Below are 14,301 nucleotides of genomic sequence, written 5' to 3'. Positions count from 1 at the left end.
GNTGTTCCGGATGCTTCATTAAATTCTCCGGGTATCTGGCAACGACATCAAGCTCCAGCGATTCAAGTGTAAAGCTTGTGATGGACTCTTCATTCACAAAGCCCTCAATTTGTGTCATCAGACTTTGTTGGGTAATCCCCAGCTGGTTCATAATGTCCTGACGCGGAGTAAGAATAACTTTTTCTTCTCCAGCACTAAAATCGCTGCGTGCATTTTTTACGCCTGGTATGGTGGCAAGCATTTCTTCCGTTTTTTCGGAAAGCTGGTGCAGTACTTCATTATCTTTTCCTTTAACTTCCAGTTCAACACCTGGCGCCATCTGACCACTGCTGCCAAAACCCACCTGTATGTGCTCAACTCCTTTTAAAGCGTTCAGTCTGTTATTCATATCAAGCAGGATTTCTTCTTTCGGCCGCTTCCGCTCTTTTATCTCGATCAGATTCATATCGATTCCTAATGACTGTTTATCTGTCGTAATATACAGGTCTTTAATTTCCGGAATTTTTTTAAAGTCCCGCTCGATTTGCAGTGTTTTAGAAAGTGCACTCTCCAGCGTCTCCCCGCTTTGTAGCTTTACACTGGCATATACATGATTTTCATCTATATCATTTATAGAACTCATCTGCACCATCGGGGAAATCATAAGTGCCCCGGCAAATAAACAACCCGCTAGAATCATTGTAATGATGCGATGGCGTAAAGCCAGGGCGGTAAGATTAACAAAGAAATTTGTTACTCCCGAAGCACGGCCCTCTGCTTCCTGGTGCATCTGTTTATCTTTTTGTAGAAAACTGTTGGAGAAAACGGGAACAAATAGAAGCGCTGCAACGGTAGACGCAAGAATCGCCACCGTGATCGTAAAAGCAATGGTCATCATAATCGGTTTAAACCCGGTTCCACCTAGATTAGACAGCACTAATGGAACAAATACAACAATAATGGTTAGCTGGGACGTCAGAACCGGTGTCATAACTTCCTTTACTCCCTGCTTAATCGCATCGCGTAACGTATGGCCCTTCTCCCGTAAATGATAAATGCTTTCCAGAACAACAATAGCAGCATCAACAATCAGCCCTGTTGATAAACTTAAAGAGATCAGGGTAACCATATCAATATTATAGCCACCGAATTTCATACCGATGAACGTCATCATAATAGAAACAGGAAGTGTTGTTGAAATGACAAGGGTAACGCGCCAATTTCGCAGGAAAATAAGTAGAATGATAATAGCAAGAAGTCCACCCAAAGTCAGGTCACGGCTCAAATTGTTAATAGACGGTTTGATATAGCTTGCAAAGTCTACAGATACCGTCATCTTATACTTGCCGTTGGATTCCTTGTTTATTTTTTCAATTTCTTCTTTTACTTTATCAGACGTACGAATAATGTCGCTGCCCTCTGTCTTTGTGAGGAATAGCTGGACATAGTCTTCTCCGTTATAGCGAAAAATCGCATCCTTCTTCTTCCCACGCATATCTTCAGTAACAGCCAAGTTGGATAACGGGACATTCCCTACAGGGGTTTTAATAAATACGGAATTAATCTGCTCTACTGTCTTGTATGCGTTATCTACCTCAACAACGGTATTAAAGCTCCGGTTTTTCAATGTCCCAATTGCCTGTTTTACATTGGATTCCTGCAGTTGATCGACAATGTCTTTTGGTGTCATCTTGTAGGCAGCCAATTGATCCGGTTTAAAGGTAACTTGAATTTTGTTAGCCACATTCGTATTGGATACTTCTACCTTTTTGACGCCCTCAATAGCCTCTAATCGACTGGTAAAATCCGTCTTTGAAAGATTATAAAGAACCGGAAGCTCTTTCCCTGAAAGAGCAAGGCTCATTAGTACTTCAGTCGCCTGATTTCCCTCCTGCACAACAGTTACCGTCTTCACGGTTTTTGGGAAAGTGTTGCGTAGCCGATTGACCGCAGCTTCAATATCCTGTTTAACCTGTTCGCCTTTTCCGTCCTCTGCCTCAACTCTAACCTGGGCGTTTCCAGGTGTTGTTGTTGATTGATAGTTTTTAATATTAGAGAGCGAATGAATCTCTTTTTCTACCGGATTTGTTACTTTATCTTCCATTTCCTCGGCAGGGATAGAAGCGCCAGAGACATTGACTGTAATCCATGGATAATTTCGCTTTGGCATAAGTTCGCGCTTAAATGTAAAAATAGAAGCAATTCCTGCAAAAAGAATAAAAAATGTTAACAAATAAACAATAAGCTTATGTTGTAAGCAAAATTCAATAAATCGCCCCACCTCTATCCCTCCTTCGGTGTTACTTTTTCGCCTTCAAGAAGGAAGGAAATACCTGAAGTAACCACACTGTCCCCCGGATGAACACCGGAAAGAACTTCAATCTTATCATCGATAATTTGACCTATTTCTACCGTTCTTTTCTTTATCATTCCATTTTCAACTACAAGTACATAGCGGCCCTTTTCTCCCACCCCGATGCATTCCAGGGGAAGAATAGTACTTGTTGCCAGTTTACGTGGCATCTGTACACTTGCAATCATACCGCCTTGCCATTTCTCTGGGGAATGAGGAACCGTAATTTCCACCTTATATTTTCCGTTTTTTGCATCTATCAGGGGAGAAACATACGTAACCGATCCCGCTGTCTTCTCTCCCCCTTCATTTATCACTGTCATGCTCTTTCCTTTCGTAAATTGCTGTATTAGTGCAGACTCTACTTCTATGCTGACTTTTACTCCTGACAAATCAACGATTGTAGCAACGGAACTTCCTTGTGAAACGACATCGCCAGGATGAGAACTTACATCGGTAATAATCCCGTCAAATGGGGCAATTAACCTGGAATCCTGAATTTCCTTATTGGCTTTCACAATTCCATTTTGAGCTGTAGCAACTTCCGTAGTTATACTAGCGAGCCTATCCGCATTATCTTTGTCCGCCTGAATGGCTTTCTCTCTCTGACGAAGCGTTAATTGTTTTTGCTCCTGCAAGCGTTTTTTCTGCTGTTTCAATGCTTCTAACTCGGTTTGTTCACTTTTTAACGACAATTGAGCTCTGTCTACTTTTGTTCTTACCCCATCTATATCAGCTTTCGATATAGCCCCATTAGAAAATAAAACTTCTTTTCTCTGGAGATCTGTTTTATCCTGTTCCAGCGTTTTCATCTGGTCCTGAATTTTAATTTCTTGTTTTTTTATTGAATCTTCTGTATCAGCAATCGAATCTTCAGTTTGCTGAATTGTACTATCATATGTATCTGCTACCTTGCTATCGCCACGTAAAATTTTGGCACGTTTTGCCTGCGCCTCATTGATTTGCGTCTGAGATAAAGCAATGGTACTTTGATTTCCGGAGGTGTCAAGTGTACCTAGAACCTGGCCGGCTTTTACCTTCATTCCTTTTTTAACGGACAGGGTTACGATTTTTCCAGACGTTCCGAACGCCAGTTGATTCTCCTGCTTTGCTTCTACAACCCCCGCTTTAGTCATGATAGAAGACTGTTCTTGCTCCTTCACTTTAATAATATTTACTACTTTTGTTTTTTTTGTCTCTTCCGACACTTTAGATGATGCCGGGGTGCTACAGCCAGAAATTATGAGTAGAGCTGTAACGACCACTGGTATGACTAATGATCTTTTCACACTATTCCTCCTGTTCTCCTACCATTAACATGAGATAGAAAATAAGATTGTATCTATATACATCTGATTTGATAAATCGACAAATTTTTGTGGTAAGAGGGAAGAAAAGAAGGAAGGGCGGTGGACGGGAGCGGTCGGAAAAAGACACGTTTGCCTTTCTTCTGCTGGAGCACAGGGCGCATCCAACCTCTTCTTTCTCTCACTCTCCCACCTCCAACCACGCTACCCTGTCAAACTATCAAGTGTAATTTATATAGTATCCTTTCCTATCATCTTTTCTTTTAGAAAATTTTCCTATCATTCCTCATTTTAACGAAGGAACCTTTCTTGTATCTGTCTACATCCTTACATTATCCTTACATGAAAGAAATCAGCCTAGAAAAAAAGAACGATTTATAAAATAAATAGAAAATCGGATGTAACAAGATAAATAAAAATCTGTTTTATTCTGAAGACACATAAGAAACGAACACGCCCCTGTTATTCAGGCTTTACAAACCATGCGGGGGATAGCTGTTGACAGTTATTCATATCAGGTTGATGGCGATGTGACGCTCCCCCAATAAGAAGATCGCAAAATTAATCCAAAGTCAAATCCAACAATGGCTTTTCACTTTACCTAGCTATATCAAGGCTTACTTGCCTGATTTGGACTGCGAAAGTTGAGTTATGAACAGCGTTATCTAAAAAAATTCAGACCGGTACTTTTTTACTATGGTATTAAATGTAATATATATCCTAAATATGAATGTATACAAAAATATTAAAGAAGGGATTTGTGTTGTTAGGATTAAAAAATTGTAACTGTTCAGCCTGTTACGATCTTACTTGACAGACAACACAAATAGAGGCACTCCGTTACGGAACTACCTCTACGGAAACAGGAATGGATAGACACGCAATTTTAAAAAAGTAACTATCTATAGGCTGAATAGTTACAAACAAATTAAAAAAGGAGTGTTTGATCGTGAATCTTAAGTCCATTTTCAAAGGAGTTGCATCATCGGTTCTGGTAGTTGGTCTAATTGCTAGAACTAGTATTATACCGGCTTTTGCGGAGCCGACTAAAAGTTTATCGTCGAAAGATTATGCAGCTAAAAGTGGCAGTTATTCAGGAACTGAATTTCAGGCTACATACTCATTAAAAAAGAGTAATGGGGCAAACGTAAACTTCTGGATTGAAAATACTGGGAATGTAAGTGTAAAAATCACAATTAATGGAGGTCAGAAAAGAACTTTCGCACCAGGTACGAATGGCCACATTAGTGCTCCGGTTGGTATCTTTAGTAGCGATTACAAATTTAAAGCTGTGCCATCGCCTAATGGTGGTAAAATTAGTATAGACTATAGTATTGCTCAAAGAGGCTAAATTTGATAATTAACAAATTACGGGGCTGTCCCCATAACCATCAAGTTAAGAACATGGCATAAAAAGACAGAAAAAATGACCATCCTTATTCAGTATGAATCTGAAAATGAAAGGATGGTCTTTCCTTTGTCATTACCTATATTATCTCCTCAAAAAATAGATTGGATATCCTTTTTACATACGTTTAAACAGATTTTTTCTTCCGAACATCTAAACGAAATCGCTGTACAACATGGTTTTAAAAAGCGAAATCGAAAAATTAAACCGGAAGATTTTATCGCCCTGTGTGCTTTTTATAACGAAGAAACAGGGATGAAATCATTAATTCAACTATGTGCTACCTTATATGATGTCAAAAATGTAAAGGTCACATTGGCTCATTTTATTATATGTCTAGAGGAAATCATGTTTTTCCTACGATATACACTAAGTATCAATCCAATTGCGGCTGCTTGGAAAATAAAGCCTATCCCTCCATAACTAATAAAAGGTAAGTTTATACTAGCTGCAGGTGCCAATCCAACAACCATTGCAATGTTCCAGATAGACTGTAGGATGAATAATGCTCCTAGTCCTATTGTCAAAGCCTTTCCGTACATTTCTCTGCTATCTTTCACCGCATGAAACAATCTTGCAATAAGAAGGATGAATAATACAATCATCGCTCCTCCCAAAACCCATCCAAAGATATGAATAATATAGGTTAAAACAAAGTGATTTTCTACTGAGCCCAAAAGACGAAGTTCTGCTCCGAATCCATGTCCCCATAGCCCGGCATCAGATATAATTTCAATCGACTTTACAGTTTGGTATCCTACAGTATCAGCATATTGAAATGGATGCAAAAAAGCTATGAAACGCTCCCAATGAAGGAAGCTTGTCTTAAGGATAAAGAACGCTCCTCCGCCTATAAACATACTAAGAATAAAAACATATCTTTTTTTAACAATGCCACACATTATTAGCAATACAAAATAACAAATCGTATATAATACAGCTGATATCATAGTAGGTGTTATCAAGTAAAGAAAGATAGGTGACAAATAGAGGACCAGAAGATATCCGATATCGTATTTCTTCTCCCATTTCCTATTCGTGAATATGCCACATAGAGCAATAACCAACAACGTTGGACTTACATCCCAAATATTAATTCTAATAAAACCAAAACTATAGATAGGAATACCATTCATCAGGTTTCCCTGAAAAAATACAAGCATCATCATTCCAAGGGTTCCTAGAAGAAGTCCCATAGAATACTTCATTATTTTCCGATAATCAAAAAACATAAAGGAAATCATTACAATGATTCCCAAACCAACACTTAACAATTGCCGAAATACAGCATCTTCTGAAAGCAATAAGCTTCTCTGCATAGAATACAGACTTGCCAGACCAATCCCTATTAAGGTAGTGACCAAGCTAATAGTTTTCCAATCAATACGAGGTTTGTGGGCTTGGTTCAATTGTTTTCCTACTATCTTCGGATCGCCCATTAGAGCAAGTGCCTTTTTAAAAGCTTCGTCCTCGGAAAAACCCACGGCTTTATATTCATCCACCGATTCAATGATATGGTTTTCTAGCTCAGACTGAATATCGCAATGCACTTCTTGGCTTTTCACAAAAGAACAAACCGTTTCAATGTAAGATTGCATCTCAAGGTTCACGCACGTCCCTCCCCTAATACTTGTTCCATTGCCAATCGGAATGTTTCCCACTCTTTTTTCCGCTCTTTTAGATGCCCAGTTCCTAGCTTAGTAATACGATAATATTTTCTCTTGCGTGTACCTTCCTGCCCCTGCCAATAGGATTCTACCATTCCATTTCCCTCGAGTGTATGCAGAATAGGATAGAGTGTTCCTTCTTTAAAGGTAAACACCCCACTTGAATGTTTTTCGATTTCCTTTACCATTTCATAGCCATACATTTCTTTTCTCTCCAATAATGTCAGGATGAGAATTACGGTACTGCCTTTAAGAAGTTCTTTATTAATTTTCATTACTATCCTCCTTTATTGTGCTAAACTATTGTAAATCTATGCATTGTATATCTAGGTATTATAATAAATTATAGAAACTAAAAAGGCAATAATTAGTAATGGGATAAAGCATATTTAGAAATAGCGTTCTTAACTTGATAACGATTGGTGGTACCCCTTTAAATACAAACTTTTATATATATTCAATGAAAAAAAGAGTAGTTAATACCATTTAGTTGAAAATGTGTATATTTTGTGAATTTTTAATTAATCTGACAATATTCGACAAATTTCCCCTTATTTACAATTAAAACCCATGTTAATATTTAGGAGAAGTTAAAAATTTGAAAAAAAGGAGTATGTTACAATGAAAAATTTACGAAAACTTGTACTTGTACCGCTAGCATTTTCTTTAGTTCTTCCAACTACTGGAGTTTTTGCTACTGAATCAAATGATGTGCATGTTAAAGTAGCTGAAGTAGAAGCACCTAAGCTAGAGCTAACTCAAGAGAAAAAAGAAGATCTTTACAATCAATATGTTAAAATTGTTGCCGATGTAGCTGCACAGTATCCGGAATCAGGAATTTTTATTGAGCCTTTGGACACGTTTAAAGATGAATATTTTATGTCACCTGAAGATTACAGAGCATTTGCAGTTAATTTGGCTACTTCGTCAATTGTAGTAGCACCTGAAACACCAAGCGACGTTATTACGCCTCTTAGTACCGGAATTAAGACAAAGTACGCTACCATCACATTTGGTGGTAATTCAAGAAGTATAGCCGTTACTGGGACTTTTACAATCGATCATTTCTTGGGTAGAATGGGTTTTACTGCGATTAAATCTCTTACCTCTAAATCAGCAGATTCCAGAGGAACTTGGAGACAAAGTGGTTACAATGAAAAAATATATGATGCGGGTGAAACAATGAATGTCAGTGTGGGAGGGACATATACCGAAAATGGAGTGAGTAAACCTGATAACTTTGAATTAAATTTTTATTGTTCAGGAAATGGAGAAATTAGCTGATTTTCATAGATTTTAGGGATAAAAAGTGAATTCTTCATAGCATCTTAAGTTGCTTCTAGCTTGATGGCAATGTGGCGCTAGCCCATCGCTATCAAGCTAGAAGCAACAAATACCCCCCCAAAGCAAAAAAATGCGCTATTCTTTCTCTATGACCTATAGAAAGGATGGTGCATTTTTTCCTTATAGCTCAGTGAACGTGGGTACCCTCCAGCATTCCAAATGGAATCAAAAATAGGGCGCATAAGCTGCTCAACATTAGGGAATGAGACTTTTATAACTTGATATCATCCCAACCATCTCCCTTTAATTTTCAATAATATCTTTAAACATATCGCTCAAATATTGAAATTGTAGTATGAACTCTCTCTACAAATTATTTCATTTCCTTTGCAGGCTTATGGTTCCTTCTTCGTTTCCCTATTACTTATAACATAGTCAACAAACCGCTGCATTTCTGCCTCACTTTTAAATTCAATTCTAGTAGGACGTATGGGCCTCACCGGTGCAGCTCCTATCCGGTTCTCTCCTTCATTTTTCTTCATTCACTTTTACCTCCCTACATATAGACATATCCTGTACTTCATAACGATATTTATTTCAAAAATAAGTAAGTTAAAAGAAAAACACCGCTCTCCGCAAATGTATAAGAGCGGTGTTTCCCCCTAGTAGCGATCATGCCCCGAACAAGACAAGCAAGAGAAACCTATGAATTAACGCTGAGCAATTCTACTACTCAACAATTCACTTTCCTTATCTCCAATAAGATATCTAGAAATTTTCTTTTGATCGTAATAGTCAGATGCATCGTCGATGTAAAGATCTCCCTCCTCTTTATTATATAACTCATATTTCTTAGGAAGATAATCTAGAACTCTTGGTTCATGATAACCGTCAACAAAATAATGTGCAGCATTTAAATTATCAACACGTGCATGCAACTCGTTTGTAACGTATGCTACAGAGAAATTGTCGTTCTTAATTTTACCTTCTTCTACAATACTTTCTGGAAAGTTAAAAAACCAAAAACGGATATGCTCACCTTTACCAAAACGTCTGATAAAGTACTTCATGATAAGCTTACTTGTTACTTTACTACTCCCATCGGAATGACCTGCTTCAAATAAAATGAAAGGGTTTGAAAAATCAATAGTCGTCTCCCTTAGAAACAGGGTAAAATCATTATCTTTTAATTGGTCTTTCATCAAATACAGCATACTGTAAACATCTTTTTCATCTTCATCTTTTTTATCAGTTAGTTTGTATGTTGAACGAGTTGTTAACTTTGTTAAAAAGCCAGATAATGAAATATGAAATCACTCAAAATATGGATATTTTAAAATGATTGCAAGGGGTAGTAAATACGATCCACTACATAAATTCCTAAAATCAACTGATTCAAATCGTCTAGCTATGACTTTTTTAGAAATAGAAGAGGTTCTTAGGTTTTCACTTCCAGTATCAGCATCTAAATATATGGCATGGTGGGATGGAGCCTCACAACATACACAAGCCTATTCTTGGACAAATGCGGGGTTTAAAGCAAAACCCATCTTGAGTGAAAAGAAAGTTGAGTTTGTTAAATATGAAGCAGAATAAAATAGTCATATAAAAAAATGAAAAATGTAGAAAAAGCTCACTTAAACAATTTGGGGGTAGCTTAATGGATTTTAAAGGTTTTTTAATGCAAGAATATAAGCTCAGCGAAAAATCTGCTCGTGATTATGTTACCCGTTTTAACGGAATTGTGGAAAGAGGGATTTATAAGGGAGAAGCATTTATTACACCTAGTATGGAAGCAGCCATTAATAAGGAATTTGAAAAATCAAGAGGGCATTATATCCTTTCCCTTAAACGCTATACAGCATTTCAAAGGAAAATGGGCAAGTTTGAATTAGATTAAATCCTATATTTTAATATTTCCCCTATATAGGAAACCAAAAGCTGGAGCTCTCCCCTGGAAACAGCAAGAGCTTCAGCTCGTTATCTTTTTAAACTCTATTTTTTCTTTATATCATCAAAACAGGATACACAAATTTTCTTTCCCTTATATTCAGTAACGTCTGATACGGAATTACAAAATATGCAGGCTGGCGCGTACTTACGTAAGACAATGCACTCTTCATCCACAAAAATCTCTAATCCATCTTTTTCATTAATCTCAAATGTGCGCCTTAATTCCCTTGGCAAAACGATTCTTCCAAGCTCATCCACTTTACGTACGATCCCTGTCGCTTTCAACCTTATCCCCCTTTCCCTTATTTTCAATATTTTATAATATTAACCGTAATAAGGAAAGTTCCTCCCCCTATTACTGACAAACAATAAAACTATTTTAAGAGAACAAGGTAGACTATAAATTAAATTGGTAAGTGCCAAACAAGTAAATTTTCTTCTAATCTTCCCTATCCAGATAAAAAAGGAGACAATTATGAAGAAAAAAACAAGACAGATTACAGTTGAAGGGTGTACATACGGGTATTTGATAAGCAGTAAATATACGGACGGACAGAGCATTAGTACCTTAAAAATATTTTTGGGAGAGAAAAAAAGTGATGCACTTTTGATTTACTTTCGAACATGGGATGATCCGCTTAGCGGAAGCCCTCTGAACACTGGAATTAAATTACATAAAAAAATCAGTAAACCTTACTGAAAATTATAATCTCAATCATCCTCGAAACGTCCGAGCATGGATTTTATACGGTATAAAGCACGGCTGGGCAGGAAAAACACAATTAGTGATCGAAGATGGTTTATCCGCACTGAACGAGATGGGCTATGAAACGCAGTCGCTGAGACTTAGAGGGCTAGACGAAAACATACATGTTTATCTAAAAGCCAAAAGAAAATAAAGTTGTATACTAGACGTATACAAAAAACACTACTTCCGTTTATAAAGTAAGAGGCATATAGTCTTCTCCTTTGCGCAAAAGTGGTTGGTGGTACTTCTATTTTTACACAGGGTGAAGAGATATGTCTCTTTTCTATTCAATTGTAAATTTGTGTAAGTTTTTTGGGCAACTACAGTTAAATATTTTTTTAAAAGAAGGTTTCCATTCTGACAAATCCTGATAAACAAACGTTATATTGTCACATATTTTATCTGCAACTTCATACATATGTTCTATATCATTAGCCGTAAATAATATACTTCCTTTGCGTTGAGTACTGTCTGCAATAGTTGGTATGGTGTCGCCCTCTTTTACTAATAGATCAATTAATACGACCTCGGATATGTTAGTTAACCCTTTATACTTGATTTCTTTTAAGTAACCTGGTTTTGGAATCAAGCTTAAAGACATAGCTTGACATTTTGAAGGTACACATCTAAATTCATCTATAGTCTCAGTAGCTAACGCATCATAATAGTATCCAAATTGAGATATGCCGGTTGTTAGTTCCAACATTTTCCATATATTACCACCACCTATCCTAACTTGAGACTCTATGATTATTGGCTTATTTTGTTTGTCTATCTTTACTTCTGTATGAGTAATGCCGTCTTCCATTTGCATGTCGTCCAAAAATAGTATTACTTTCTCAATAATTAATTTTTTTTGAGATTCATCTATAGGTGCCGGCATAATAGTATAGTTTATTATAAACGTATCTTCTTTAAATATTTCAGCTGATATAGCTAGTATAGAGTGTTTTTTGTTATAAGAAACGGTTTCGACCGTATAAACTACGTCACCTTCAACGTACTCTTCCACTAAAACAGGTAGTTGAATACCATTATCTTTAATAAATACCTCTACGTCATCTCCTGTGTCTAGCTTAGACACTCCTTTACCACCTGCGCCAATCGGGGGCTTTATTATAATACTATCTTTTTTGTTCAAAAATTCATCAATGTCTTTTATGTTATTGCAAACTGTCGAATCTATCGAAAAGTCTTTGCCTGCTAGAATTTCACGCATCATGTCTTTATTGCGGGTTATCATATTAGCATTGTAAGAAGGTCCTTTAACATTAAAAATCTTTGCAATTATGCAAGCCGTATCTAAGGCTGCTTCGTTGAAAGATACAACCACATCAAATCGTTTCTCTTTGTACAATTCTTCAGCATAGTATACAGACAAGGGTATATTTGTTGTGTCTATTTCTTTTTTATAGAAACACTTTTCTAAGATAGTTCCATCAAAATATATGTGTTTAGTGTAAGACCCTATATACGAAACAGTATACCCACTGTCTAAAGCATCTTGTATAGGTTTTGTCCATCCCCCTATAAATAAAATGTGTGGTGTATTTTCTATATCAGTTCCTTTTGATACCTTATACATCATAATCATCTCCTCTAAAATGAACTCGTATATTCAATGTCGGTTCCTTTTGATACGCCTCGCCTTAACAACACCATTAAACACAATGTTGTTCCGAAGCCTCCTATAAATAACGTAGTTTGAAGCCCAAATATAGAAACTAAAAATGCACTAGCAAAACTTCCCAATGCCCAAGCTCCCCAATTAAGCGTACGCTGTACAGCATTTACTCTGCCTAGCATGTGACTTGGTGAGGCAAGTTGTCGTATCGTTGCAGCGTAAGGGCCAAATACACCTTCTCCCATACCATGTATGATACTTGCAGCTACTATACCGTAAACGGTTCCCAAATATCCCATTATCGGTATAAAGGCCAGACCGATAACTGATACAGTAGCGCTATAAATAAGCATTTTTGTATTATTAATTTGTTGACTTTTTTTCATGAGTATCGTATTTCCTATTAAAAATCCCACCGCTGCTGAACCTACAACAAAGCCTATTTCAAGTTCAGATAGACCCATTACCTTATAAAGGAATATTACTAAAATGCTATTTAGTATGTATTTAAAAAAACCGTAAACAGCGCCACAGCTTACAATTGGTTCCAATAGAGGGTGTTTTTTAAAATATATCAAACCTTTATATATGTCTTTGTATACGGATTTTATATTTACGTTTTTTAAAGAGCCCGCTGTATGCGGTTTAAACTTTGAAATAAATAATACAAACACAAAACAAACAAAATACGTTACTGCATCAACAGTGAAAGAGCCTGTTAACCCAACTAGAGTAATAACGATTCCTACTAGCATAGGACCAATTACTATAGAAAGAGACTCCGAAAGTGCTAGTTGTGCATTTCCTTTTTTTAAGTTGTCTTTATCTGTTAATATTTCCGGTAAGAAAGAAGGAATTGCAATGTTGTAAAACGTGGTAAATATTCCATTCAAAAACATGAGAAACACCAATAAAGGGAACGTTATTATATTTGTTACAGTCAGTATGAATACTGATAAAAATAAAACGCCTTGACATATACTACAAATTAGCAAAACCTTTTTTCTATGAAGGATGTCTATCAAAGCACCGGCTACTAATCCGAAAATTAGGTAGGGTATGAATATAATCCCACGAAGCAAGGCAGCATTCGCCTCACTTGTTTTTAGCACCTCTAATGCAAAAAGAGGCAAAGCTACTAATGTAAACTGGGTACCTAACAAACTTATAGACTGTCCTAGCCAAAGCTTGTAAAAATTAAAATATTTTTTATTTTTCATAATACACCTTGGCGATAGTCTGCTGGCGTATGCCCTGTTTTTGCCTTGAAAAGCGTTATAAAATACGACGTATTGGGAATCCCTACCGTCATAGCGATATCAGAAATTGCTTTATCCGAGTCGATCAAATACTCTATGGCCTTAGCGATTCTCGTTTGCTGGATATATTCAACCGATGTCATTCCTTTAACTCGCTTAAATACACGGTGCAAATAATAAGGGCTACCATGGCATATATCTGCCAAGGTTTCTAGCGTCAACGTTTCACTGTAATTCATGTCGATACATCGTATGATCTGATCCCCCCACTCATGATCATGTAAACGACGACCGGTCGGTTTGCATCGTTTACATGGACGGAAATTTTCTAACAGCGCTTGTTCTACGTTTTGAAATACGCGCATATTTTCCTTTTTAGGCGTTCTGGATTTACAAGACGGCCTGCAAAAAATCCCCGTGCTCTTTACACCATAGAAAAACGCACCATCGTAGGATGCATCATTAAGTATGATTGCTTGCCACTTTTCGTACGCTATGTGCTCTTGACTTACAGCTACTGTATTTTGTTTGTGAATGACGTTAGATTTATTCTCGTGTTCTTGCCCTTTTATACTCATCATTTATTCACCTCCACCCATAGTATATCTCCGATGATGACCCTCTGTACGCATTTGCGAATGTAATAGCAAGATATCGAAATTGTAATTTTTGTTTTTATGTTACAACTACAGGTGTAATAATATTGAAACAAATGGAGG

At 36.9% G+C, this 14,301-nt stretch carries 16 protein-coding genes; 6 read left to right on the top strand and 10 right to left on the bottom strand.

All coding sequences use genetic code 11. From position 1 onward, the window contains the following. Positions 1 to 2: 2 nt before the first annotated feature. Positions 3 to 2,260 (bottom strand): efflux RND transporter permease subunit (locus tag AF333_RS15345; RefSeq protein WP_235496485.1); only part of this gene is annotated, 2,258 nt, incomplete at its 3' end. Positions 2,261 to 2,262: 2 nt separating this feature from the next. Next, a complete protein-coding gene (locus AF333_RS15340) occupies positions 2,263 to 3,621 on the bottom strand; it encodes an efflux RND transporter periplasmic adaptor subunit (protein ID WP_053432697.1) in 1,359 nt (452 codons plus the stop codon). Between the two features lie 68 nt (positions 3,622 to 3,689). Between AF333_RS15340 and AF333_RS35365 the strand changes: the two genes are divergently transcribed. Next, positions 3,690 to 3,869, top strand: a complete 180-nt coding sequence (locus AF333_RS35365) for a hypothetical protein (RefSeq protein ID WP_235496483.1) — start codon at positions 3,690 to 3,692, stop codon at positions 3,867 to 3,869. Positions 3,870 to 4,588: 719 nt separating this feature from the next. Then, on the top strand, positions 4,589 to 4,990 hold the full coding sequence (locus AF333_RS15335) for a hypothetical protein (RefSeq protein ID WP_043066620.1): 402 nt from the start codon (positions 4,589 to 4,591) through the stop codon (positions 4,988 to 4,990). A 377-nt stretch (positions 4,991 to 5,367) separates the two neighbouring features. Here AF333_RS15335 and AF333_RS15330 read toward each other — a convergent pair whose 3' ends face one another. Together AF333_RS15330 and AF333_RS15325 are read right to left on the bottom strand one after the other, a co-directional pair. After that, on the bottom strand, positions 5,368 to 6,657 hold the full coding sequence (locus tag AF333_RS15330) for an FtsW/RodA/SpoVE family cell cycle protein (protein ID WP_043066619.1): 1,290 nt from the start codon (positions 6,655 to 6,657) through the stop codon (positions 5,368 to 5,370). Beyond that, a complete protein-coding gene (locus tag AF333_RS15325) occupies positions 6,654 to 6,989 on the bottom strand; it encodes a PadR family transcriptional regulator (protein ID WP_043066618.1) in 336 nt (111 codons plus the stop codon). Before AF333_RS15325 ends, AF333_RS15330 begins: the two co-directional genes overlap by 4 nt. A gap of 346 nt (positions 6,990 to 7,335) precedes the next feature. On the opposite strand from AF333_RS15325, the gene AF333_RS15320 reads away from it, so the two are divergent. Then, positions 7,336 to 7,998, top strand: coding sequence for a hypothetical protein (locus AF333_RS15320; protein ID WP_043066617.1), 663 nt, complete (start codon positions 7,336 to 7,338; stop codon positions 7,996 to 7,998). A 395-nt stretch (positions 7,999 to 8,393) separates the two neighbouring features. Here AF333_RS15320 and AF333_RS33695 read toward each other — a convergent pair whose 3' ends face one another. Then, a complete protein-coding gene (locus AF333_RS33695; protein ID WP_158502459.1) occupies positions 8,394 to 8,540 on the bottom strand; it encodes a hypothetical protein in 147 nt (48 codons plus the stop codon). A 168-nt stretch (positions 8,541 to 8,708) separates the two neighbouring features. Further along, the gene (locus AF333_RS15315) at positions 8,709 to 9,200 is read right to left on the bottom strand and encodes a hypothetical protein (RefSeq protein WP_235496482.1); all 492 of its coding nucleotides are present in this window, start codon (positions 9,198 to 9,200) and stop codon (positions 8,709 to 8,711) included. A 136-nt stretch (positions 9,201 to 9,336) separates the two neighbouring features. On the opposite strand from AF333_RS15315, the gene AF333_RS15310 reads away from it, so the two are divergent. Continuing rightward, on the top strand, positions 9,337 to 9,594 hold the full coding sequence (locus AF333_RS15310) for a DUF7662 domain-containing protein (RefSeq protein WP_043066615.1): 258 nt from the start codon (positions 9,337 to 9,339) through the stop codon (positions 9,592 to 9,594). Positions 9,595 to 9,658: 64 nt separating this feature from the next. Next, complete coding sequence (locus AF333_RS15305) at positions 9,659 to 9,898, top strand: hypothetical protein (protein WP_043066614.1); 240 nt, start codon at positions 9,659 to 9,661, stop codon at positions 9,896 to 9,898. A gap of 95 nt (positions 9,899 to 9,993) precedes the next feature. Here AF333_RS15305 and AF333_RS15300 read toward each other — a convergent pair whose 3' ends face one another. Then, positions 9,994 to 10,236: an AbrB/MazE/SpoVT family DNA-binding domain-containing protein gene (locus AF333_RS15300; RefSeq protein ID WP_043066613.1), complete on the bottom strand. Its 243-nt coding sequence runs from the start codon at positions 10,234 to 10,236 to the stop codon at positions 9,994 to 9,996. Positions 10,237 to 10,426: 190 nt separating this feature from the next. On the opposite strand from AF333_RS15300, the gene AF333_RS15295 reads away from it, so the two are divergent. Continuing rightward, positions 10,427 to 10,651 (top strand): hypothetical protein, encoded by a 225-nt coding sequence (locus AF333_RS15295; RefSeq protein WP_043066612.1) that lies wholly within the window; start codon positions 10,427 to 10,429, stop codon positions 10,649 to 10,651. 331 nt (positions 10,652 to 10,982) lie between these two features. On the opposite strand, the gene AF333_RS15290 is transcribed toward AF333_RS15295, so the two are convergent. From AF333_RS15290 to AF333_RS15280, 3 genes are read right to left on the bottom strand one after another with little or no spacing between them, the layout of a single operon-like run. Then, positions 10,983 to 12,284 carry an ATP-grasp domain-containing protein gene (locus AF333_RS15290; protein WP_043066611.1) on the bottom strand — a complete coding sequence of 434 codons (1,302 nt, stop codon included), beginning with the start codon at positions 12,282 to 12,284 and terminating at the stop codon, positions 10,983 to 10,985. A gap of 14 nt (positions 12,285 to 12,298) precedes the next feature. Continuing rightward, positions 12,299 to 13,543, bottom strand: a complete 1,245-nt coding sequence (locus AF333_RS15285; RefSeq protein ID WP_043066610.1) for an MFS transporter — start codon at positions 13,541 to 13,543, stop codon at positions 12,299 to 12,301. Further along, a complete protein-coding gene (locus AF333_RS15280) occupies positions 13,540 to 14,163 on the bottom strand; it encodes a bifunctional transcriptional activator/DNA repair enzyme AdaA (protein ID WP_043066609.1) in 624 nt (207 codons plus the stop codon). Before AF333_RS15280 ends, AF333_RS15285 begins: the two co-directional genes overlap by 4 nt. Positions 14,164 to 14,301: the final 138 nt, after the last annotated feature.

Source organism: Aneurinibacillus migulanus (genome assembly GCF_001274715.1).
Taxonomy (GTDB): domain Bacteria; phylum Bacillota; class Bacilli; order Aneurinibacillales; family Aneurinibacillaceae; genus Aneurinibacillus; species Aneurinibacillus migulanus.
Note: the sequence above shows the minus strand (reverse complement) of the source record. Positions and strands in the feature narration are given on the sequence as shown.

Bases quoted from the DNA above. Each gene is read 5' to 3' on its own strand.
- AF333_RS15325 (WP_043066618.1), bottom strand. From the start codon at position 6,989: ATGAAAATTAATAAAGAACTTCTTAAAGGCAGTACCGTAATTCTCATC.
- AF333_RS15320 (WP_043066617.1), top strand. From the start codon at position 7,336: ATGAAAAATTTACGAAAACTTGTACTTGTACCGCTAGCATTTTCTTTA.
- AF333_RS33695 (WP_158502459.1), bottom strand. From the start codon at position 8,540: ATGAAGAAAAATGAAGGAGAGAACCGGATAGGAGCTGCACCGGTGAGG.
- AF333_RS15315 (WP_235496482.1), bottom strand. From the start codon at position 9,200: ATGAAAGACCAATTAAAAGATAATGATTTTACCCTGTTTCTAAGGGAG.
- AF333_RS15310 (WP_043066615.1), top strand. From the start codon at position 9,337: ATGATTGCAAGGGGTAGTAAATACGATCCACTACATAAATTCCTAAAA.
- AF333_RS15305 (WP_043066614.1), top strand. From the start codon at position 9,659: ATGGATTTTAAAGGTTTTTTAATGCAAGAATATAAGCTCAGCGAAAAA.
- AF333_RS15295 (WP_043066612.1), top strand. From the start codon at position 10,427: ATGAAGAAAAAAACAAGACAGATTACAGTTGAAGGGTGTACATACGGG.
- AF333_RS15290 (WP_043066611.1), bottom strand. From the start codon at position 12,284: ATGTATAAGGTATCAAAAGGAACTGATATAGAAAATACACCACACATT.
- AF333_RS15285 (WP_043066610.1), bottom strand. From the start codon at position 13,543: ATGAAAAATAAAAAATATTTTAATTTTTACAAGCTTTGGCTAGGACAG.
- AF333_RS15280 (WP_043066609.1), bottom strand. From the start codon at position 14,163: ATGATGAGTATAAAAGGGCAAGAACACGAGAATAAATCTAACGTCATT.